Source organism: Streptomyces sp. WM6378 (genome assembly GCF_001279695.1).
Taxonomy (GTDB): Bacteria; Actinomycetota; Actinomycetes; order Streptomycetales; family Streptomycetaceae; genus Streptomyces.
Map to the genome: position 1 here is coordinate 71,156 of NZ_LGDD01000002.1, position 20,557 is coordinate 91,712.

The window sequence follows — 20,557 nt, forward strand, 5'->3', positions numbered from 1 at the left end:
GGGCCGTTCGCAACCGCGCGGCGCACACGTTCTGAGCGACGGTGCCTCACGCGTCCAGCGTGTGCGGCCCCGGGCGCAGGCCGAAGGAGCACTACAGATGGGCGAGGGGTACGCATGACTGACACCGGCCAGGTCCCGGGCGAGGGACTGCCGGAGAACGCAGGCATGGTGGAACAGCCGGGCGTCCCCGCTCCCGGTGCCTACACCTTCCTCGACCCCTCCGAGAACGGTGCGGACGACGACGATCTGCTCCTGATGCCGGGCGCCCAGGGCGCCTGGATCGACCCGCAGTCCGCGCCCGCGCCCGCCCCCGTCATGGCCCAGGTGCCGCCCGTGCCCGGCCAGGCCGAGCCCGGCGCGCACGAGACCGGCGGCCGCGACACGGGCTCCGTCGAGCTCGGCGGCGTACGCGCGGCGCAGGCGCCCGCGGCGTCGACCCCGCCGCCGCGCCGCCCGCTCCACCTCGGCCCGCAGGTGCCGGACGCCTCCGCCGGAGTCGTACGCTCCCTCGCCGACCGGGGCCCGGCCGGCGCCCCCGTGAACCCGGTGCCGCTGCGCGCCCAGGGTCCGCCGACCGCCGGTCCCGAGTATCTGGACATCCCGCGCGAGGAGCCCGCGGCGCAGCTGTCGGGACCGCAGCTCGGGGAGCTCCCGCCGCAGCCCGGTATGGCATGGACGCCTCAGCAGCGAACGGCGCCCCACGAGTCACTCAACACACCCATGCCCCCTGCAGAAACGGTCGTCCCGGAGGAGTTCGCGGCCCAGGCCGCGGTTCCGGCCGTTCAGCCGCAGGCCGCCGAACACGCGGCGCAGCCCGTGGCACAGCCGGTCGCGCAGCCCGCCCTGCTCGTGGACCAGCTGGTCGCCCAGCAGGCCGTTCCGCAGGCGGCCCAGCAGGCTCAGCAGCAGCCCGGAGTGCCGCAGCCGGTGGGCCAGTTCGTGCCCGTCGAGGGCTCGGTCCCGACCGGCCCGCACCTCGCGCCCGCACCCGTGCAGCCCGTACCGGAAGCGCCCGCCCCGCAAGCGCCCCGCGCGCAGGGCGTGCCGCAGCCGGCACCGGAGCCCGTCGCCCCGGTCGCACAGCCCGTCGCTCCGGTGGCCGCCGAGCCGGAGCCGGTCGCGCCCGCCGAGCCCGCTGCCCCGATCGTCGTCGGGCCCGTGGCCGCCGAAGCCCCGGCAGCCGAGCCGGTCGCGGCGGAGCAGGCCCCGGCCGCTCCGGTCGCCGTCGAGCCCGTGGCGGCCGAGCCCATCGCCGTCGAGCCCATCGCGGTCGAGCCCGTGCCCGCCGAGCCGGTGGCCGTGGCCGAGCCGGTCGCCGTGGCCCCGCAGCCGATCGCCGTCGAGCCCGCCGTGCCCGCTCCGGCCGCAGCTCCCGAGGCCCAGCCGGCCGTCGTGGTGCAGAGCCAGGCGACCACGCACGTCGCCGTCCCCGTGCCGCAGGCCGCTCCCGAGGAGCAGGCGGTGACCGTGCCCGAGCCTGCCTCCGAGGCGCCGGCGGTCGTCGCCGCCGAGCCGGTCCAGGCGCCCGAGCCCGTGCTCGTACCGCAGCAGGAGCAGCCCCCGGCCGCCGAACCGGCCGAGGAAGCGGCTGTGATGGCTGCCCCGGCCGAGCCTGCCGAAGCCGCGTCCGCCGGCGAAGAGCCGCTCGAAGTGATCAGTGCGCCGCAGCCCGCCGCCGTACCGGAGGCCGCCGCGGAGCCGGAGGCGCCCGCCGAGGCCGAGGAGCTCGCCGAGGTCTTCGAGGCCGCCGAGCAGGCGCCCGCCGCCCCCGGCTACGACGACGCCGAGCGCGAGGCCGTGCTCCGCGTCATGCGCGAGCGCCGCGACATCCGCAACGGCTTCCGCGGCGACCCCATCCCGCACGAGGTGCTGCTCCGCGTCCTGGAGGCGGCCCACACCGCGCCGTCCGTCGGCCACTCGCAGCCCTGGGACTTCGTGGTGATCCGGTCCGCCGAGACCCGTCGCACCATGCACGAACTCGCCCGGCGCCAGCGCGAGGCGTACGCCAAGTCGCTGCCCAAGGGCCGGGCCAAGCAGTTCAAGGAACTGAAGATCGAGGCCATCCTCGAAACCCCGGTCAACATCGTGGTCACCGCGGACCCGACCCGCGGCGGACGGCACACCCTCGGCCGCTACACCCAGCCGCAGATGGCCCCGTACTCCTCGGCGCTCGCCGTCGAGAACCTGTGGCTCGCCGCCCGCGCCGAAGGCCTCGGCGTCGGCTGGGTCTCCTTCTTCGACGAGCGCGAGATGGTCCGCGCCCTCGGCCTGCCCGAGCACCTCGAAGTCGTGGCCTACCTCTGTGTCGGCTACGTCGACGAGTTCCCGGAGGAGCCCGAGCTGATGCAGGCGGGCTGGTCCAAGCGCCGCCCACTGTCCTGGGTCGTCCACGAGGAGACGTACGGCCGCCGCGCGCTGCCCGGCGAGGACCCGCACGACCTCCTTGACGAGACCGTCTCCAACATCCGCCCCCTGGACGCGAAGGCGCTCGGCGAGGCCTGGGAGCGCCAGAAGCGGATGACCAAGCCCGCGGGCGCGCTCGGCATGCTGGAGATCATCTCCGCGCAGCTGTCCGGCCTCTCGCGCAAGTGCCCGCCGCCGATCCCGGAGCCCGCCGCCGTCGCGATCTTCGCCGGTGACCACGGCGTGCACGCCCAGGGCGTCACCCCGTGGCCCCAGGAAGTCACCGGCCAGATGGTCGCCAACTTCCTCGGCGGCGGCGCGGTCTGCAACGCCTTCGCCAACCAGGTCGGCGCCGAGGTCTGCGTCATCGACGTGGGCGTCGCCTCCGAACTCCCGGCCACGCCCGGCCTGTTGCCCCGCAAGGTGCGCGCCGGCACGGCCGACATGACGACCGGCCCCGCGATGACCCGCGAGGAGGCGATCGCCGCCATCGAGGTCGGCATCGAGACCGCCCGCGACCTGGTGGCGGCCGGCAACAAGGCGCTCCTGACGGGCGAGATGGGCATCGCCAACACCACCGTGTCGGCCGCCCTGATCTCCCTCTACACGGGCGTCGACCCGGGCGAGGTCACCGGCCGCGGCACCGGCATCAACGACGAGACGCACGCCCGCAAGGTCGACGTCGTACGCCGCGCCCTCGACCTCCACCAGCTGGACCCGGCCGACCCCATCGGCGTCCTCGCCGCGGTCGGCGGCCTGGAGCACGCGGCCCTCGTCGGCTTCCTGCTCGGCGGCGCCTCGCTGCGTACACCGGTGATCCTCGACGGCGTGAGCACCGGAGCCGCCGCCCTGGTCGCCCGCGCGATCGCCCCCGAGGTGCTCTCCGCCTGCATCGCGGGCCACCGCAGCGCCGAGCCCGGCCACGTGGCCGCCCTCAACAAGCTGGGCCTGCGCCCCCTGGTCGACCTGGACCTCCGCCTCGGCGAGGGAACCGGCGCCCTGCTCGCCCTGCCGGTGGTGCAGAGCGCGGCCCGCGCGATGCACGAGGTCGCCACGTTCGACTCGGCAGGCGTCACCGAGAAGTAGCCCGTAGAGGTACGAGCGGGGGCCGGGGTCGCTGACCCCGGCCCCCTCCCCATGTCGCCCGCGTCTTAGGGCCCGTAGGCTGTCCTCGGCGCCCGCACCCCCTCCCACCAGCCGCTTCACCGCCGCAGCGGCCCACCGCACGCCAGGTACGCCCGAGGAGCAGAGCCCCCATGGCCGAACACCCCGCCTACCCCGTAGGCCTCCGCCTCACCGGCCGCCGCGTCGTCGTCGTCGGCGGCGGCCAGGTCGCCCAGCGCCGGCTGCCGGCCCTCATCGCCGCCGGGGCGGACATCACCCTGGTCTCCCCGAGCGCCACCCCCTCCGTCGAGGCCATGGCGGACGCGGGCGAGATCCGCTGGGAGCGGCGCCGCTTCGAGGACGGCGACCTGGCGGACGCCTGGTACGCGCTTGTCGCGACCGCCGACACCGAGGCCAACGAGCGCATCTCCGCCGAGGCCGAGCGCTCCCGCGTCTGGTGCGTACGCTCCGACGACGCGAGCGCCGCCACCGCCTGGACCCCGGCAACCGGCCGCTCCGAGGGCGTCACGGTCGCCGTCCTCACCACCGACAGCCCCGACCCCCGCCGCTCGGCCGCGATCCGGGACGCCGTCGTCGAGGGCCTGCGCGACGGCACCCTCGTCGCCCCGCAGCAGCGCACCCGCACGCCCGGCGTCTCCCTGGTCGGCGGTGGCCCCGGCGACCCGGACCTGATCACGGTGCGCGGCCGCAGGCTGCTCGCCGAGGCGGACGTGGTGATCGCCGACCGGCTCGGCCCCCGAGACCTCCTCGACGAGCTCCCTCCGCACGTCGAGGTGATCGACGCGGCCAAGATCCCGTACGGCCGCTTCATGGCGCAGGAGGCCATCAACAACGCGCTGATCGAGCACGCCAAGGCGGGCAAGGCGGTCGTCCGGCTCAAGGGCGGCGACCCGTACGTCTTCGGGCGCGGCATGGAGGAACTCCAGGCGCTGGCCGAGGCCGGCATCACCTGCACGGTGGTGCCCGGTATCTCCAGCTCCATCTCGGTGCCGGGCGCGGCCGGGATCCCGGTCACGCACCGGGGCGTGGCGCACGAGTTCACGGTGGTCAGCGGCCATGTGGCGCCGGACGACCCGCGCTCGCTGGTCGACTGGAAGTCGCTGGCGCAGCTGCGCGGCACCCTGGTGATCCTGATGGGCGTCGACAAGATCGGCGCGATCGCGCAGGCGCTCGTCACGCACGGCAAGGACCCGGGGACCCCGGTCGCCCTCGTCCAGGAGGGCACCACCGCCGCCCAGCGCCGCGTGGACGCCACTCTGGGAAGCGTCGCGGAGGTGGCCAGGGCCGAGGAAGTGAAGCCCCCGGCCGTCATCGTCATCGGCGACGTGGTGACGGTGAACTCCCGCGTGTGACCGCCGTGAACCCACGCCCGTAACCAGCGCCCGAACCTTTGCCCCTTCGCCCGTAACCACCGGTAACGGATCTCCGTCCCAGCCGTTGGCACCTCACCCAGGACAAGGCAGTATCACCCTGTGGCCGATCTCATCACCGTCGAGGACCCCGACGACCCCCGCCTGCGCGACTACACGGGCCTGACCGACGTGGAGCTGCGGCGCCGCCGCGAACCCGCCGAAGGCCTCTTCATCGCCGAGGGCGAGAAGGTCATCAGACGGGCCAAGGACGCCGGCTACGAGATGCGCTCGATGCTGCTCTCGGCCAAGTGGGTCGACGTCATGCGGGACGTCATCGACGAGCTTCCGGCCCCCGTGTACGCGGTGAGCCCGGACCTCGCCGAACGCGTCACCGGCTACCACGTGCACCGGGGGGCGCTCGCCTCGATGCAGCGCAAGCCGCTGCCGGCCGCCGACGAACTCCTCACCACCGCCCGCCGGGTGGTGGTCATGGAGGCGGTCAACGACCACACCAACATCGGTGCGATCTTCCGCAGCGCCGCCGCCCTCGGCATGGACGCGGTCCTGCTCTCGCCGGACTGCGCGGACCCGCTGTACCGGCGCTCGGTGAAGGTGTCGATGGGCGCGGTCTTCTCGGTCCCGTACGCCCGCCTGGAATCGTGGCCCAAGGGCCTGGAATCGGTCCGCGGGGCGGGCTACAGGCTGCTGGCCCTGACCCCCGACGAGAAGGCCTCCGACATCGAGGACGCCGCCCCGCACAAGCTCGACAAGGTGGCCCTGATGCTCGGCGCGGAGGGCGACGGCCTCTCGACCCAGGCCCTGGTGGCCGCGGACGAGTGGGTACGCATCCCGATGGCACACGGAGTCGACTCCCTGAACGTGGGCGCGGCGGCCGCGGTGGCGTTCTACGCGGTGGCGACGGGCAGGCCGACTGCCTGAGCGCCCCTTGGGGGCGCGGGGCTCAGAACTGCTTGACCGCAGCGATCCCCAGCAGCACGATCAACGTCACCAGCACGAACACGGTGAGCCGCTGCCGCAGCAGCCGGGGGTTGGCGGGCCGCAGCCCGCCGGAGGTGCGGGGCCCGGGCCGAGTGCCCGGACGCCCTCCGGGACGGGAGGCGGCGTTGCTGCGCGGCCCGCCGGGACGCGAGCCCCCCGTGCGCGGCGCGGGCCGGGCTGCCGGGGCCCCAGTGCCCCGCCCGGCCTCGGTGTAGCGCTGGGTCCGGTCGTCGAGCCGCCCCGTGGGCCGGTCGAGCTCGACCCGCTCGCGCTGAGCCGGCGGCCGCGCCTCCGCGACCTGCCCGTGCAGCCCGCCCTGGGCCTCCCGCGCGGCGATCTCCTTGAGCCGCATGGAGAGCTGGAGCGTGCTGGGCCGCTCCTCGGGGTCCTTCGCCAGGCACGCCCGGACCAGCGGGGCCAGCGCGTCCGGCACGCCGCGCAGCTGCGCTTCCTCGTGCACCACGCGGTAGAGCATCACCTCGGAACTGCCGTGCCCGAAGGGCGAGTCGCCCATCGCGGCGTACGCCAGCGTCGCGCCGAGCGAGAAGACGTCGGTGGCCGGTGTGACCGCGGCGCCGCGCACCTGCTCGGGGGCGAGGAAGCCGGGGGAGCCGACAGCAGTGCCGACATGGGTCAGCGTCGAGGCACCGGTGGCCCAGGCGATGCCGAAGTCGATGATCCTGGGCCCCTTCGGGGACAGCAGGATGTTGGACGGCTTGAGGTCCCGGTGAACGACTCCGGCCTCGTGCACCGCGACGAGCCCCTCGGACAGCGCGGCCCCGATCGCGGCGGCCTCGGAGGCCGTCAGCGGACCCTCCTCGGCGACCTTGTCGTGCAGCGAGGGCCCGGGGACGTACTGGGTGGCGAACCAGGGTCGTTCGGCTTCGAGGTCGGCGGCGACCAGCCGGGCCGTGCAACCGCCACGGATCCGCCGCGCGGCCGAGACCTCACGCGCGAACCGGGACCGGAACTCCTGGTCCTCGGCGAGGTCGGGCCGGATCACCTTCAGCGCCACCCGCTGCCCGCGCCGGTCGGAGCCGAGGTACACGACCCCCATGCCGCCCGCGCCGAGACGCCGGTGGAGCCTGAACGAGCCGACGACACGCGGGTCCTCGCGCCGGAGCCGCATCATCGCCATTTTCATCCCCGCTGCCAGTCCTGTTGACGTGGCACAGCTTACGTACCCGTCGCCCGGTGTGCTCATAGGCCGCGCCCTCGCGGCCCGGGCGATTGTCAGTGCCGGGTGGGAAACTTGAAGAGTGGTCAGCAACCCGTGGATCCAGGGCCGCTGACCCGCGCGAGATCTCAACGGTCCGTCGCAGAAGGGGGTTTGGATCTATGAAGGGTGACCGCGTGGAGATAGTGGTGGACGCGGGAGACACGACCCGGACGTACGAAGTGGTGGCAAGCCGGGCGGGGCGCAGGGTCGAGACGGCGGTCCGTCGCGGGGTGGTGGAAGTGAGTGAAGTCACGCGCAGCGGCACGGTCGTGCGCACGGCCCGCTTCATGGCCACCCGGGTGCTCGCCCTGGTCGAGCAGCCGGTCCCCAGGGAGGACGCGAGGGAGGCGGAGGCCCGCGCGCAGAGCCGCCCCCTCCGGGAAGACCCCAAGGCGTAGGGGGTCCGTCTCCACCCAGGGGAGTACTCCCAGGGGTGACGGCTCATCCCCTGGGAGGCCAGCAGATCGGTACGAGGGCATGACGTCCGGCGCCGCACGGATCCCTACTGTTGAAGACAAGCGGCGGGTGGTGCACTCGTCCCCCGAGGTCAGACACCCGCCGCTGCCGACCAACTCAGAGACGAACAGGAGAGGACCATGGCGGACACGGCTGCGCGGACGATCATCCGCACGCAGGGACGCAGGGCGTACAGCGCCGCGTTCGGTGCCCGCCGCTCCGGCCCGCGCCATCCCTTGGTGGCAACGGCCATGGTCCTTCCCCTGGCGGCCCTGCTCGTAGTCGTCTTCGGCGGCTGGGACGCGGTGGTCACACAGGCGTCGTCCGTGGGCGTGATGCTGGGGCGCTGAGCGGCGCCCCGGACCCGGTAGAGCGGACCGGGTCGGGGACATCCGGCCATTACAGCCCCGTGGGGACGGGGGTGCGGCGGACGGCAGTAAAAGGCGTTGCCCGATCGGCTGGGGAGCCGATCGGGCAACGCCTTTTGCGCTTGCGGCGGGGCCGGCCCCGGCTGCCAACTGGACGTCCCGGCAGGGGCGTCCACCGCGCGGGCCGAACGACTGCGGGCCGAACGACGAAACCCCCGGCCTTCGAGAGGGCCGGGGGTTTCGGATGGTGCGCGATACTGGGATTGAACCAGTGACCTCTTCCGTGTCAGGGAAGCGCTCTCCCGCTGAGCTAATCGCGCGGGACGGTCCCAAACCTTACAGGACCGGTTACTTCGTGTTACTGCGTGCGCGATACTGGGATTGAACCAGTGACCTCTTCCGTGTCAGGGAAGCGCTCTCCCGCTGAGCTAATCGCGCGGGACGGTCCCAAACCCTACGGGACCGGTTACTTCGTGTTACTGCGTGCGCGATACTGGGATTGAACCAGTGACCTCTTCCGTGTCAGGGAAGCGCTCTCCCGCTGAGCTAATCGCGCTTGGAGGTGGAGACGGGATTTGAACCCGTGTAGACGGCTTTGCAGGCCGTTGCCTCGCCTCTCGGCCACTCCACCAGGAGTGCATATGGGGTTCGGGAAGATCCCCCACATCGAGCGGACGACGAGATTCGAACTCGCGACCCTCACCTTGGCAAGGTGATGCTCTACCAACTGAGCCACGTCCGCTTGTCGTTTCCGTTTCGCTTGCGCGTCCCGGCGACGTGTTGAACTCTAGCGGATTCCGGGGCCAGTACAAAAACGCGTTTGTGCAGCGTGCTGCGTTGCGCCTGGTCCGGACCCCGCCCGGGGTCCGGACGGGTGTTCGCCTCCAGGTCACTCAGGGGCACCCCACCTGCACCGGCCCTAGACTCACAACCGTGCACGACCTCGCTCCTCTGGCCCGCTTCGGCCACCTCGTCGCCTCGGACCTGCGTGATGTCACCAGCGACCCCGAGGCCCTCGACTCCGCCGGCTTCTGGGCCGTCTCCGTCGACTTCGAGGGCCGCCTCGTCTGCGCCCGCTTCGCGGACGTCCGCACGCGGCCGGTCCCCGAGCCCGTGCCCGGCGCCTGGCGCGGGCCCGCCATCGGCGACTGGACGTCCTCTCTCGACCGCGCCGCGTACACGGCGGGGGTGCGCCGCATCCGCGAGCACATCGCGGCCGGCGAGGTCTACCAGGCGAACCTCTGCCGCGTGCTGACCGCGCCGCTGCCCGACCCGGCGGCCGCCGACGTCGACGCCCTCACCGCACTGCTCGCGCGCGGCAACCCCGCGCCCTATGCAGGAACGATCCGGCTGCCCGCGCACGGGGTGGAGATCGCGACCGCGTCGCCCGAACTGTTCCTGCGCCGTACGGGACGGATCGTGGAGTCCGGGCCGATCAAGGGGACCGGGCGGACCGCGGCGGACCTTCTGGAGAAGGACCACGCCGAGAACGTGATGATCGTGGACCTCGTCCGCAACGACATGGGACGGGTCTGCGCCACCGGCTCGGTGACCGTCCCCGCACTGTGCGCCGTCGAGGAGCATCCCGGCCTCGTCCACCTCGTCTCCACCGTGCGCGGCGAACTGCGTGAGGGCGCGGGGTGGCGCGAGCTGCTCGATGCCACGTTCCCGCCGGGCTCGGTCACCGGGGCGCCCAAGTCCAGCGCGCTGCGGATCATCGACGCCCTGGAGACCGCGCCGCGCGGCCCCTACTGCGGCGGCATCGGCTGGGTCGACGCCGACCGGGGCGCCGCCGAGCTCGCCGTCGGCATACGTACCTTCTGGGTCGACCGGCCGCACGGCGTGCTGCGCTTCGGCACCGGGGCGGGCATCACCTGGGGCTCGGACCCCGAGCGCGAGTGGCAGGAGACCGAGCTGAAGGCCTCGCGTCTCCTGGCGGTAGCGTCGGGCGCGTATGCCCACAGTGGGCACAGTGGAAGGACCGCGTAAATGCAGATCTGGGTCAACGGCGCTCTGCGCGACGCCGACGCCGCGCAGGTGTCCGTCCTCGACCACGGGCTCACCGTGGGCGACGGCGTCTTCGAGACGGTGAAGGCGACCGGCGGGAACACCTTCGCGCTCACCCGCCATCTCGACCGGCTGACCCGCTCGGCCCGCGGCCTCGGCCTGCCCGACCCCGACCTCGACGAGGTGCGGCGCGCCTGCGCGGCCGTCCTGGAGGCGAACCCCATGCCGCTCGGCCGGCTGCGCATCACCTACACCGGCGGGCTCTCGCCGCTCGGCTCCGACCGGGGGGACGCGGGCCCGACCCTGGTCGTCGCCCTCGGCGAGACGGCCCGCAGGCCCGACACCACCGCTGTGATCACCGTCCCGTGGACCCGCAACGAGCACAGCGCGGTGGCGGGCCTGAAGACCACGTCGTACGCCGAGAACGTGGTCGCCCTCGCGAAGGCGCACGGGGCGGGTGCCTCCGAAGCCCTCTTCGCGAACACCGCCGGGCAGCTCTGCGAGGGCACCGGCTCCAATGTCTTCGTGGTCGTCGACGGGCGCCTGCACACCCCGCCGCTCGCCTCCGGCTGCCTCGGCGGGATCACCCGCGCGCTGACCGTCGAATGGACCGGCGCGTACGAGACCGAGCTCCCGCTGGACGTCCTGGAGAGCGCCGAGGAGATCTTCCTGACCTCCACGCTGCGCGACGTACAGGCCGTACACCGCGTCGACGGGCGGCAGTTGGCCGCCGCGCCCGGTCCGGTCACGACGAAGGCCATGCGGATCTTCGACGAGCGGGCCGGATCGGATCTGGACCCGTAAAAGCTGGTGACGGGCGGCGCCGGGGCAGGTACAACGGCCTTGATGACCACCACCATTCGGCCGACCGAGCCGCTCCAGCAGGGCGCCGACGGCGCCAAGTCGCGTACGTACGACGTGTGTGTGAACAGCCGACGCGTCGGACTGATCCGCATCGCCACCGACACCTCGTTCGGGCCCCGCATGGGCCGGATCGAAGAGCTCCGCATCGACGAGGTGGACCGGGGCCGGGGGCGGGGCACCGTCGCGGCGCTGGCCGCCGAGGAGGTGCTGCGGGGCTGGGGGTGCGGCCAGGTCCGCCTCGCGGTACCGGCCGACGCCGGGGCGGCGCTGCGGATGGCCGGCGCCCTCGGCTACCTGGAGCGCAGCCGCAACATGGTCAAGCAACTCCCGCCCGTGGCACCGGAGTTGCCCGCCGGGGTGGCCGGGCGGCCCATGAGCGCGGACGAGTTCGAGGACTGGCAGCGCGAGGAAGTGGAGAGCTACGCGCGCAGCTGGATCGAGCGGGGCGTGCCCGCCGCGGAGGCCCGGGACAGGTCCGCGGCGGAGCACCGCATCCTGCTGCCGGACGGCGTCGCCACCGCCGGGGCGCACTTCCTGGTCCTTGAGGACCGGGGGAGCGCGGTCGGCAGCGTGTGGGTGGCCCGGCGCTCGGCACCCGAGGAGGGGGCGTACGTCTACGACGTCGGGGTCGCCGAGGAGCACCGGGGCCGGGGCCACGGCCGCTCGCTGATGCTGCTCGCGGAACGCGTGGCGCTGGCCGACGGCATGGACACCATGGGGCTTCACGTCTTCGCGGACAACACCCCGGCGCTGCGCCTGTATGAGTCGCTGAGCTACCGGGTCACCAACTACAACCTCTACAAGCCCCTGCTCTGAGCCGCTCGGCTACTGGGCGAGCAGCCGGTCCGCGATCTCCTCGATGCGCGCGCGCAGCCCCTCCTGGCTCTTGCCGCCGTCCAGGCGCTCGTCGCCGATGACGTACGTCGGAGTGCCGGTCACGCCGATCGCCTTGCCCTCGGCCTGGTCGGCGTCGACGATCAGGATGTGCCGCCCGTCGATGAGGGCGGTCTCGAACTCGTCGGTGTCCAGGGCCAGTTCACCGGCCACCTCGATGAGCGCGGGCTCGCCCTGTTCGGCGAGGCGCTCGGTGCGGGCGAGGACGGCCTCCACGTACGGCCAGCCGTGGCCCTGCTCGAAGGCCTCCTCGGCGGCCTGCGCCGCGGCGAAGGCGTGCTTGTGCTTCTCCAGCGGGAAGTGCCGCAGCCGGATGTCGAGGCGGTCGCCGTAGCGGGCGCGCAGCGCGCGGATGTCGTCGAGGGCGCTGCGGCAGTCGGGGCACTGCAGCTCGCACCAGACGTCGAGGACGACGGGGCCTGCGGTGCTTGAGGGGGTGGTGTCGCTCATGGGGTCCAGTCTCCCAGCAACCGGGACCTGGGGAGGATCCTGCCCCGGAGATCTCCCTGAGGTCGCGGCCGGCCGTGGCCCGCGGGGCGGGTTCCGGTGCAGGATGGAAGAAGCCATACCCCCCATGCCCGCCATACCACCCATGCCTGGAGGAACCGGATGCTTGCCGAGACCGTCTGCTCCGCCGTTTCCGCGGCCGGACTGGGCATCGCTGCCATCACGGCGTACCGCAAGCGCTTCCTCGCGGCTACGCGCATCGCCGCCTACTCGCTCGTCCCCGTCGGCCTCGTCATGACCGGTGTCGTGCAGTGGGTGTCCGGCATCGTCTTCAAACCGAGCGTGTGGCTGGGCTTCGGGCTGCTCGGGGTCGCCTGGCTGCTGTTCATGACGACCCGGGCCATCGAGCGGCGCGGCGGCGGCACCCGTAAGGAACGCAAGGCCGCCGCGGCCGCCGCCCAGCGCGAGGCGGTAGCCCCCGCGGCGTCCGCCCCCTCGCTCGGCGCGGGCCGCACCCCGGCCGCCCAGCCCGTACCGAAGGCGAAGGCCAAGCCCGCCGCGAGCGAGGACTTCAGCGACATCGAGGCCATCCTGAAGAAGCACGGCATCTGACGTCCCCCGGGCGCGCGGGGGCGCGGCGCCCGCGCGCGGCTCTGCCTCCGCGCGCCACAAGATCGGCTTCGCGCGCTACAAGATCGGGCGAACTGCCGCTGCTTATGGGCGTGTTGGTATACCCATGCGGTGCGGCTGGGTCATCATCGCCCCGAGATGCTGGACACTTCCCAGGGCTCCACCCCTGCACCGACCGACAAGCCGAGCGCGCCCGACCCGCAGGCGCGGGGCTGTCTCTTCGCGCTCTCCCAGCCACCCCTGATGATCTTTCTGGGGGTGATCGGCTGTCTGCTGCTCATGGCGGCCGTGCACGACCTCTTCCTGCTCTGAGAGCCGCTTTCGCGCAGGTGCTCAGCCCGCGGCTTCCTTGCGCCGGGCCCGGTACGCGGCCACGTGCAGGCGGTTTCCGCAGGTGCGGCTGTCGCAGTAGCGGCGGGAGCGGTTGCGGGAGAGGTCCACGAAGGCCCGTCCGCAGTCCGGCGCCTCGCACCGGCGGAGACGTTCCTGCTCGCCGGTCACCACGATGAAGGCCAGCGCCATGCCGCCGTCCGCGGCCAGGTGGTCGGCCACCGAGGCGCCGGGCGCGAAGTAGTGCACGTGCCAGTCGTAGCCGTCGTGGTCGGTCAGCTGCGGGGTGGTGCCGGCGGCCGCGACCAGCTGGTTGACGAGCTCGGCGGCGGTGCGGGCGTCGGGCGCCGCGAAGATCTCCGCGAACCTGCTGCGGACGCTCTGGACGCCCAGGAGGTCACCGGTGGAGAGTCGCTCCACACCGCTCACGCTGTGGTCCTGGACGAAGCCGTACAGCGCGTCCACGTCCGCGAGGCGGTCGCTGGCCTCGCTCTCCGGCGCGGTGTTCACCAGATCGACCACCATGTCGAGCGCGATCCGGGTGTCGTGAGGGATCAGCACGATTCGCTCCCTGGCCTGCGGCGGGCGGGCGCCCGTCGATGCTGGCCGACTCTAGCGGCTCGCGCGAACGGCGCACCGGCGCCGTCCCCCACGACGGCTTTCGTGGGGGACGGCGCCGATGGCTGCCGTTATGTGGTTGTCCGCGCGGCGCCGTCGCCCCGAGTCGGACGGCGCCGTGCGGCTCTCTGCCTGGCCTCAGTTGTTCTCGGCCAGGATGTGCGAGAGTTCCGTGTCGAGATCGAAGTGACGGTGCTCGGTGCCGGGCGGCACCGCGGCGTCGGTCCGTTTCAGGAACGACTCCAGGGCCCGGGCCGGGGCTTCGAGCAGGGCTTCTCCTTCCGGCGAGCTCAGGGCGATACAGACGACACCCTGGCCGTGACTGCGTGACGGCCAGACTCTGACGTCGCCGGTTCCGGTGGGCCGGTGCAGGCCCTCGGCGAGGAGGTCGCGAGCGAAGACCCACTCGACGGTTTCCTCGGCTCCGGTGTGGAAGGTGGCGTGCACGGCATAGGGATCGGCCGTGTCATACCGCAGGCCCGCGGGTACAGGCAGTGAGGACTCGCTCGACACAACGAGGCGCAGGTGCAGCTCGCAGCTGACCGTGGTGTTCATAAGCGCCAGGGCCTTTCGCTCAGTGTGCGCTCGGGGATTCGCACGTCGGCGAAATCGACATGCCACCTACGGTGCCGTTGTAAACCCCTCTGACCGTTTTGCAGGCGTTCACGTAGCTCGTACGGCCGACTATTACTTTGCGTGATAGGTCCATTTCGGTGAACCCGTTTCGAGACACCCGTCCGGTAGGTTGGAACGCATGGATACGGGGAGTGACGAACAGGCCGCCGCGGCCCTCGGCTCGCGTGCGCCGGCGTTCATCAAGGCGTCCAGGCCGCTGCACCTGAGCTGGCAGGTCGGCGTTTTCGTGGTGGGCCTGGCGGTCGTGGCCGCGGGCGTCGTGATGCTGCCGCTGCCGGGCCCCGGTTGGCTGGTGATCTTCGGCGGCATGGCGATCTGGGCGACCGAATTCGTATGGGCCCAGCTGGTGCTCCGCTGGACGAAGCGGAAGGTCACGGAGGCCACGCAGAAGGCGCTCGACCCCAAGGTGCGGCGCCGCAACATCATCCTCACCGCGGTAGGCCTGGTGATCGTCGCCGTGCTCGTCGGCGTCTACGTGTGGAAGTTCGGCATCGTGATGCCGTGGAAGATCAACGAGTGACCGCGGGTGGTCAAAGGCCCCGCTGACATGCGGTAATGTTTGCGGTGCGCCCGGGCGATTAGCTCAGCGGGAGAGCGCTTCGTTCACACCGAAGAGGTCACTGGTTCGAACCCAGTATCGCCCACCCGGACCGACGGCCCCGGAGATCATCGAGATCTCCGGGGCCGTCGGCGTTCCCGGCCCCCGCCTGTCCCGCAGACTGGGGGCATGGACTGGTGCCGCTACCGCTTCCGCAGCGTCTGGGACCTGCCCGCGGCGCCCGCCGCCGTGTACGCGGTCCTGGAGCGCGCCGAGGAGTACCCGCGCTGGTGGCCCGAGGTCCGCGAGGTCACCCCCGTCGACGAGCGCACCGCCACCGCCCGGCTCCGCTCGCTCGTCCCGTACGACCTGTTCGTCACCGCCCGCGAGAGCCGGCGCGATCCGGTGGGACGGGTCCTGGAGGTCGAGCTCTGCGGGGACCTCGAAGGGTGGGCGCGCTGGACGCTGTTCGCCCGCGGCGGCGGAACGAGGGCCGTGTACGAGCAGGAGGTCGAGGTGCGCAAGCCGCTCATGCGGCGGCTCGCGGTGCCGGGCCGCCCGGTGTTCCGGGCCAATCACGCGCTGATGATGAGGTCCGGGAGGCGGGGTCTCGGGCGAAGACTGAATGCGGTTTGAAAGGTGGGCGTGGGGGACTGTATTGTTCAGTGCGTTCCCGGGCGATTAGCTCAGTGGGAGAGCGCTTCGTTCACACCGAAGAGGTCACTGGTTCGAACCCAGTATCGCCCACCGGGAAGGGCCGGTCCGTCATCGACGGGCCGGCCTTTTTGCTGTCAACGCTCAGGCGGCCGCCGGGAGTTCGGGCCGCAGCGGCCACGCCGTGTCCACCAGCTCCGGGGTGCCCTGCCGGGTGAACCAGGCTTGCAGGCCGCGCGCCTGAGCCGCGTGCCAGGTCGCCTGGAGCGTGTGCAACTCCGTGGGCGTCAGCCGCTCCAGGCGGGATGCGAACCTGCGCCCCACGGCCCGTACGACCTCCAGGGCGGCCAGCGCGTCGGCGGCCGCGTCGTGCGCGCCCTCCAGCGTCACGCCGTAGTGCTCGCACAGGTCGCTCAGCGTGCGGCGGCCCTTGCGGTAGCGGTCCAGGTGCTTGTCCAGGACCCGCGGATCGAGGACGCGCAGCGGGTTCTGGCCCAGGTAATGGGACAGCGAGGCCGCGCGGTGACGCCTCAACTCCCGGTCCAGGAGCGTCAGATCGAACGGCGCGTTCATGATGACCAGCGGCCGGCCCGCCGCGCACTGCTCGGCCAGCGACTTCGCGACCTCCTCCATCACGGGGGCCGGCCAGCGCCCGTTCAGCTGGAGGTGTTCATCGGTCAGACCGTGTACGGCCGTTGCGCCCGCCGGGACGGGTATGCCCGGGTTGACCAGCCAGCGGGTCGACCGCGGCCGGGCGTCCGGGCCGTCCTGGATGACCAGTGCGGCCGAAACTATCCGGTCCCCTTCCACGTCCACCCCGGTGGTCTCGGTGTCGAACGCCGCCAGGGGACCCTCGTACCAACACGTCATGTCTACTCAACTCCTCGCGCACTCCCGGCAGATGGCGTGCATCCCCTGCCCGATTCCGTGATACCCGGGCCGTTTGCGACATACGCCGTTTGCGGGGACCCGAGTGCGGAGACAACACAGGTGACGGGACTGGAATTTGACGGGCCGTCATGGAGAAAGTTCGGCACAGTTCCGGAAGGCATACGACAGCCATGGCGCTCGCGCAGCCCGATCCGGCCGCGCCCGGGCACGGTCTGCTGCCCGAGCGGATCGCACCGCTGCGCGGCTCGCTCGCCACCACCGCCTGCATGGAGACCCTTCAGGTGGGCTACCTGCACGCGGTGGCGGCGGCAGCGGGGTGTTCGCTGTCGCAGCCCTTTCCGGACAACGGGATCGACTGGCACGTGAGCCACAGCGCTCCCGGGCACACGGTCGACGACGAAGTGACGATCAAGGTGCAGCTCAAGTGCACGTACCAGATTCCGCCGCATCCGCCGGGCGGGGCCTTCTCCTTCACGCTGGACAACGCGCACCTGGTGAAGCTGGCCCGCACGCCCGTGTCGGTGCACAAGATCCTGGTCGTGATGCTGGTGCCGAGGAGTCAGGACGAGTGGCTGCGCGCCGGCCACGACCGCCTGGCGCTGCGGCACTGCTGCTACTGGACCAATCTGGCCGGGCACCCGGTGACCGGCCGGCGCAGGACCACGGTGCGAATACCGACCTCGCGGATCTTCGACGACCGCGCGCTCTGCGAGATCATGACGCGGGTCGGGGTGGGAGGGAGGCCCTGATGCGCTGGTCCGACGATGAGCTCGGCGGGATTCTGCCGGGTCCCGGCCAGGTCGATCCGGCGGTGCTCGGGGTGCTGCTCCACCGGCACGGCTGGCGGCGGCGCGGGGGAGCGGCGGGGCGCTACGCGCGCTGGACGCCGCCCGGCGCGATCGGCTCCGGCATGAGCCTGCTCGTCCCCGAGAGCCGGGCCTACCCCGACAGCGAGGACCTGCTCGGCGAGGCCCTGACCGCACTCGCCCGCAGCGCCGCGCCCTCCGCCCGCGAGGTGCTGGTCTCGCTCGCGGTGCCCAGCGACGAGGTGCGGTGGTGGCGCGAGGTGCCCGAGGGACCGGCCGGCGCCGCCTCCTGGAGCGAGCAGGAACAACTGCGCGGCGCCGCCCACCGGATGCTGCTCGCGGGTGCGCTCGCCGTGCGCGGACCGGCCGGGTACTACGGGGCCCGCCACCGCAGGCAGGCCCTCGCCTCCCTGGAAGGCGTCCTCGTCGAGCCCGGACCGGGCGGCGGGCTCACCGCGTTCGTGCCGGCGGCATCGGGGCGGCCCGCGGTCGTATGCCTCTACGCGGCGCTCAACGCGGTGCGGGACGCGGTCGACTACCAGCGCACCACGGGCGGCATGGAGGCCTTCGACGCGGCCGTGCGGGCGGGCGTCAGCAGAGAGCTGACCGAGTCCGTGGTCGCCCTGGTGCGCGGCACCGAAGGCGTCCGGGTCGCCCTCGAATGGGCCCCGGCGGCCGGGGTGCCCGCCGGGTGCGCGGCCCGGCCCGAACCCGTCGACTTCTCGCCCGGTGACCTGCCCGCGCTGCGTGCGGCCGGCGCCCGCTACCTGACCGACGAGCCGTCCCTGCCGGTGCGGATCACCGGCGCCGTGGTGCGGCTGCGCCGCTCGGGGCCGCGCGGCTCCGGCGTCGTACGGCTGAGAGTGCTTGCCGGGGCGGAGGTGCCGCAAGTGCGCATGGAGCTGGACGAGGAGGCGTACCGCATCGCCGGGCACGCGCATCTGGTCGGGCTGCCGATCCGGGTCGTGGGGCGCCTGGAGAGCCGGGGCGGATTCCGCCGGCTCTCCGCCGCCCGCGAGGTGACCCCGGTGCAGGTGGACGACGCCGAGCGGGACCGCCTGATGAAGTCCCTCCAGGAGAACCTCGACTTCTTCGAGGAGGCCTGCGGGGCGGATGCCGACCCGGCGGCCGACTGAGGGGCCCGTATCCGTTTCGCGGCTCACCCCACCGGCTCGGTAGGATCGTCTCGCGTACGCGGCACGCTGCGCGCCCCCCTACGGCAGGAGAAGTCCGGTGTCAGACGTCCGTGTGATCATCCAACGCGATTCCGAGCGGGAAGAGCGCGTGGTGACGACGGGCACTACGGCCGCCGAGCTCTTCGCCGGTGAGCGCACCGTCGTCGCGGCCCGCGTGGCCGGCGAGCTGAAGGACCTCGCGTACGAGGTGAAGGACGGCGAGGAGGTCGAGCCCGTCGAGATCTCCTCCGAGGACGGTCTCAACATCCTGCGCCACTCCACCGCGCACGTCATGGCCCAGGCCGTGCAGGAGCTCCACCCCGAGGCCAAGCTGGGCATCGGCCCGCCGGTCCGGGACGGTTTCTACTACGACTTCGACGTCGAGAAGCCGTTCACGCCCGAGGACCTCAAGGCCATCGAGAAGAAGATGCAGGAGATCCAGAAGCGCGGCCAGCGCTTCTCCCGCCGCGTCACCACCGATGAGGCCGCCCGCGTCGAGCTGGCCGACGAGCCGTACAAGCTGGAGCTCATCGGCCTGAAGGGCAACGCCGCGCAGGCCGCCGACGGGGCGGACGCGGAGGTCGGCTCCGGCGAGCTGACCATCTACGACAACCTCGACGCCAAGACCGGCGAGCTGTGCTGGAAGGACCTGTGCCGCGGTCCGCACCTGCCGACCACCCGGAACATCCCGGCGTTCAAGCTGATGCGCTCGGGCGGCGCGTACTGGCGCGGCAGCGAGAAGAACCCGATGCTGCAGCGCATCTACGGCACCGCCTGGCCGACCAAGGACGAGCTCAAGGCACACCTGGAGTTCCTCGCCGAGGCCGAGAAGCGCGACCACCGCAAGCTCGGTGCCGAGCTCGACCTGTTCTCCATCCCGGAGGAGCTGGGCTCCGGCCTCGCGGTCTTCCACCCCAAGGGCGGCATCGTCCGGCGGGAGATGGAGGCGTACTCGCGCCAGAAGCACGAGGACGCGGACTACGAGTTCGTGAACACCCCGCACATCTCCAAGGAAGAGCTCTTCGTCACCTCGGGGCACCTGCCGCACTACGGCGACGGCATGTTCCCGCCGGTGGAGTTCGACGGGCAGAACTACCGCCTCAAGGCGATGAACTGCCCCATGCACAACCTGATCTTCAAGGCGCGCGGCCGCTCCTACCGTGAACTGCCGCTGCGGCTCTTCGAGTTCGGCACGGTGTACCGCTACGAGAAGTCGGGTGTGGTGCACGGTCTGACCCGTGCGCGCGGCTTCACCCAGGACGACTCGCACATCTACTGCACCAAGGAGCAGATGCCGCAGGAGCTCGACTCGCTCCTGACCTTCGTGCTCGACCTGCTGCGCGACTACGGCCTGGACGACTTCGAGCTGGAGCTGTCCACCCGCGACCCGGAGTCGGACAAGTTCATCGGCTCCGACGAGGCCTGGGAGGAGGCCACCGAGGCGCTGCGGCAGGCGGCCGAGAAGCAGGGCCTCCCGCTGGTGCCGGACCCGGGTGGCGCGGCGTTCTACGGGCCGAAGATCTCGGTGCAGGCCAAGGACGCGATCGGGCGGTCCTGGCAGATGTCGACCATCCAGGTCGACTTCAACCAGCCTGAGCGGTTTGGCCTGGAGTACACCGCGAACGACGGCACCAAGCAGCAGCCGGTCATGATCCACCGCGCCCTGTTCGGCTCCATCGAGCGCTTCTTCGCGGTGCTCCTGGAGCACTACGCGGGCGCGTTCCCCGCCTGGCTCGCCCCCGTCCAGGCGGTCGGCATCCCGATCGGCGACGCCCACATCCCGTACCTCCAGGAGTTCGCCGCCGAGGCGAAGAAGAAGGGGCTGCGGGTCGAGGTGGACGCGTCCTCGGACCGGATGCAGAAGAAGATCCGCAACCAGCAGAAGCAGAAGGTGCCGTTCATGATCATCGTCGGTGACGACGACATGAACGCGGGCACCGTCTCCTTCCGCTACCGCGACGGCTCGCAGGAGAACGGCATTCCGCGCGACGAGGCCATCGCGAAGATCGAGAAGGTCGTGGCGGAGCGGACCCAGGTCTGACGCCCTGCCCGCGCTGTGAGGGCCCCCGGGAAGCTCGCCTTCCCGGGGGCCCTCGGGCGTTCTGGCACCGGCCACCCGGGCGACGTCCCGGAGCGCCGAAGTCA

At 72.2% G+C, this 20,557-nt stretch carries 20 protein-coding genes and 7 tRNA genes; 17 read left to right on the top strand and 10 right to left on the bottom strand.

All coding sequences use genetic code 11. The annotated features are described in order from the left end of the window. Positions 1-114 precede the first annotated feature (114 nt). From cobT to ADK54_RS01385, 3 genes are all read left to right on the top strand, one after another. Positions 115-3,489 carry a nicotinate-nucleotide--dimethylbenzimidazole phosphoribosyltransferase gene (gene cobT / locus ADK54_RS01375; RefSeq protein ID WP_053723601.1) on the top strand — a complete coding sequence of 1,125 codons (3,375 nt, stop codon included), beginning with the start codon at positions 115-117 and terminating at the stop codon, positions 3,487-3,489. 170 nt (positions 3,490-3,659) lie between these two features. Beyond that, the gene (gene cobA / locus ADK54_RS01380; RefSeq protein WP_053723602.1) at positions 3,660-4,880 is read left to right on the top strand and encodes a uroporphyrinogen-III C-methyltransferase; all 1,221 of its coding nucleotides are present in this window, start codon (positions 3,660-3,662) and stop codon (positions 4,878-4,880) included. A 120-nt stretch (positions 4,881-5,000) separates the two neighbouring features. Further along, positions 5,001-5,819 (top strand): TrmH family RNA methyltransferase, encoded by an 819-nt coding sequence (locus ADK54_RS01385; protein WP_053723603.1) that lies wholly within the window; start codon positions 5,001-5,003, stop codon positions 5,817-5,819. Between the two features lie 22 nt (positions 5,820-5,841). Here ADK54_RS01385 and ADK54_RS01390 read toward each other — a convergent pair whose 3' ends face one another. After that, positions 5,842-7,023: a serine/threonine-protein kinase gene (locus tag ADK54_RS01390; RefSeq protein WP_053723604.1), complete on the bottom strand. Its 1,182-nt coding sequence runs from the start codon at positions 7,021-7,023 to the stop codon at positions 5,842-5,844. 194 nt (positions 7,024-7,217) lie between these two features. Here ADK54_RS01390 and ADK54_RS01395 point away from each other — a divergent pair, with 194 nt between their 5' ends. Together ADK54_RS01395 and ADK54_RS01400 are read left to right on the top strand one after the other, a co-directional pair. Beyond that, positions 7,218-7,496, top strand: coding sequence for a hypothetical protein (locus ADK54_RS01395; protein WP_053723605.1), 279 nt, complete (start codon positions 7,218-7,220; stop codon positions 7,494-7,496). A 198-nt stretch (positions 7,497-7,694) separates the two neighbouring features. After that, positions 7,695-7,904 (top strand): hypothetical protein, encoded by a 210-nt coding sequence (locus ADK54_RS01400; protein ID WP_053723606.1) that lies wholly within the window; start codon positions 7,695-7,697, stop codon positions 7,902-7,904. 263 nt (positions 7,905-8,167) lie between these two features. Here the strand turns inward: ADK54_RS01400 and ADK54_RS01405 are convergent. The 5 genes from ADK54_RS01405 to ADK54_RS01425 form a co-directional block, all read right to left on the bottom strand. Continuing rightward, a tRNA-Val gene (locus ADK54_RS01405) sits at positions 8,168-8,242 on the bottom strand. 46 nt (positions 8,243-8,288) lie between these two features. Beyond that, positions 8,289-8,360: transfer RNA gene (locus tag ADK54_RS01410), tRNA-Val, on the bottom strand. 46 nt (positions 8,361-8,406) lie between these two features. Then, positions 8,407-8,478: transfer RNA gene (locus tag ADK54_RS01415), tRNA-Val, on the bottom strand. Between the two features lies 1 nt (position 8,479). After that, positions 8,480-8,553 (bottom strand) — tRNA-Cys (locus ADK54_RS01420). Positions 8,554-8,591: 38 nt separating this feature from the next. Next, positions 8,592-8,664 (bottom strand) — tRNA-Gly (locus tag ADK54_RS01425). A gap of 191 nt (positions 8,665-8,855) precedes the next feature. Here ADK54_RS01425 and ADK54_RS01430 point away from each other — a divergent pair. Genes ADK54_RS01430 through ADK54_RS01440 form a run of 3 tightly spaced genes read left to right on the top strand, consistent with a single transcriptional unit; the run spans position 8,856 to position 11,609 of the window. Beyond that, positions 8,856-9,911, top strand: coding sequence for a chorismate-binding protein (locus ADK54_RS01430; RefSeq protein ID WP_053723607.1), 1,056 nt, complete (start codon positions 8,856-8,858; stop codon positions 9,909-9,911). Continuing rightward, complete coding sequence (locus tag ADK54_RS01435; protein ID WP_053723608.1) at positions 9,912-10,733, top strand: aminotransferase class IV; 822 nt, start codon at positions 9,912-9,914, stop codon at positions 10,731-10,733. A 42-nt stretch (positions 10,734-10,775) separates the two neighbouring features. Beyond that, positions 10,776-11,609: a GNAT family N-acetyltransferase gene (locus tag ADK54_RS01440; protein WP_053723609.1), complete on the top strand. Its 834-nt coding sequence runs from the start codon at positions 10,776-10,778 to the stop codon at positions 11,607-11,609. A gap of 9 nt (positions 11,610-11,618) precedes the next feature. Here ADK54_RS01440 and ADK54_RS01445 read toward each other — a convergent pair whose 3' ends face one another. Continuing rightward, a complete protein-coding gene (locus ADK54_RS01445; RefSeq protein WP_053723610.1) occupies positions 11,619-12,137 on the bottom strand; it encodes a DsbA family protein in 519 nt (172 codons plus the stop codon). A 159-nt stretch (positions 12,138-12,296) separates the two neighbouring features. Here ADK54_RS01445 and ADK54_RS01450 point away from each other — a divergent pair, with 159 nt between their 5' ends. Together ADK54_RS01450 and ADK54_RS46585 are read left to right on the top strand one after the other, a co-directional pair. After that, entirely contained in the window at positions 12,297-12,746 is a 450-nt protein-coding gene (locus ADK54_RS01450) for a hypothetical protein (RefSeq protein ID WP_053723611.1), read from the top strand. 156 nt (positions 12,747-12,902) lie between these two features. Then, a complete protein-coding gene (locus ADK54_RS46585; protein ID WP_162952646.1) occupies positions 12,903-13,076 on the top strand; it encodes a hypothetical protein in 174 nt (57 codons plus the stop codon). 21 nt (positions 13,077-13,097) lie between these two features. Here ADK54_RS46585 and ADK54_RS01455 read toward each other — a convergent pair whose 3' ends face one another. Both ADK54_RS01455 and ADK54_RS01460 read right to left on the bottom strand, forming a co-directional pair. Then, on the bottom strand, positions 13,098-13,655 hold the full coding sequence (locus ADK54_RS01455) for a CGNR zinc finger domain-containing protein (protein WP_053723612.1): 558 nt from the start codon (positions 13,653-13,655) through the stop codon (positions 13,098-13,100). 195 nt (positions 13,656-13,850) lie between these two features. Continuing rightward, positions 13,851-14,267 (bottom strand): SsgA family sporulation/cell division regulator, encoded by a 417-nt coding sequence (locus tag ADK54_RS01460; RefSeq protein WP_053723613.1) that lies wholly within the window; start codon positions 14,265-14,267, stop codon positions 13,851-13,853. Positions 14,268-14,466: 199 nt separating this feature from the next. Here ADK54_RS01460 and ADK54_RS01465 point away from each other — a divergent pair, with 199 nt between their 5' ends. The 4 genes from ADK54_RS01465 (at position 14,467) to ADK54_RS01480 (ending at position 15,633) form a co-directional block, all read left to right on the top strand. Continuing rightward, on the top strand, positions 14,467-14,868 hold the full coding sequence (locus ADK54_RS01465; protein WP_053723614.1) for a TIGR02611 family protein: 402 nt from the start codon (positions 14,467-14,469) through the stop codon (positions 14,866-14,868). A 52-nt stretch (positions 14,869-14,920) separates the two neighbouring features. Continuing rightward, positions 14,921-14,992 (top strand) — tRNA-Val (locus ADK54_RS01470). Positions 14,993-15,075: 83 nt separating this feature from the next. Further along, positions 15,076-15,522, top strand: coding sequence for an SRPBCC family protein (locus ADK54_RS01475; RefSeq protein ID WP_053723615.1), 447 nt, complete (start codon positions 15,076-15,078; stop codon positions 15,520-15,522). 39 nt (positions 15,523-15,561) lie between these two features. Beyond that, positions 15,562-15,633: transfer RNA gene (locus ADK54_RS01480), tRNA-Val, on the top strand. 51 nt (positions 15,634-15,684) lie between these two features. On the opposite strand, the gene ADK54_RS01485 is transcribed toward ADK54_RS01480, so the two are convergent. Then, entirely contained in the window at positions 15,685-16,410 is a 726-nt protein-coding gene (locus ADK54_RS01485) for a 3'-5' exonuclease (RefSeq protein ID WP_053723616.1), read from the bottom strand. A 191-nt stretch (positions 16,411-16,601) separates the two neighbouring features. On the opposite strand from ADK54_RS01485, the gene ADK54_RS01490 reads away from it, so the two are divergent. The 3 genes from ADK54_RS01490 to thrS all read left to right on the top strand — a co-directional run bounded on the left by ADK54_RS01490 (position 16,602) and on the right by thrS (position 20,453). Beyond that, the gene (locus tag ADK54_RS01490; RefSeq protein WP_053723617.1) at positions 16,602-17,180 is read left to right on the top strand and encodes a DUF4365 domain-containing protein; all 579 of its coding nucleotides are present in this window, start codon (positions 16,602-16,604) and stop codon (positions 17,178-17,180) included. Beyond that, positions 17,180-18,373: a hypothetical protein gene (locus tag ADK54_RS01495; protein WP_053723618.1), complete on the top strand. Its 1,194-nt coding sequence runs from the start codon at positions 17,180-17,182 to the stop codon at positions 18,371-18,373. The genes ADK54_RS01490 and ADK54_RS01495 overlap by 1 nt, the downstream gene beginning before the upstream one ends. 97 nt (positions 18,374-18,470) lie before the next feature. Continuing rightward, on the top strand, positions 18,471-20,453 hold the full coding sequence (gene thrS / locus ADK54_RS01500) for a threonine--tRNA ligase (RefSeq protein ID WP_078966058.1): 1,983 nt from the start codon (positions 18,471-18,473) through the stop codon (positions 20,451-20,453). Positions 20,454-20,557 lie beyond the last annotated feature (104 nt).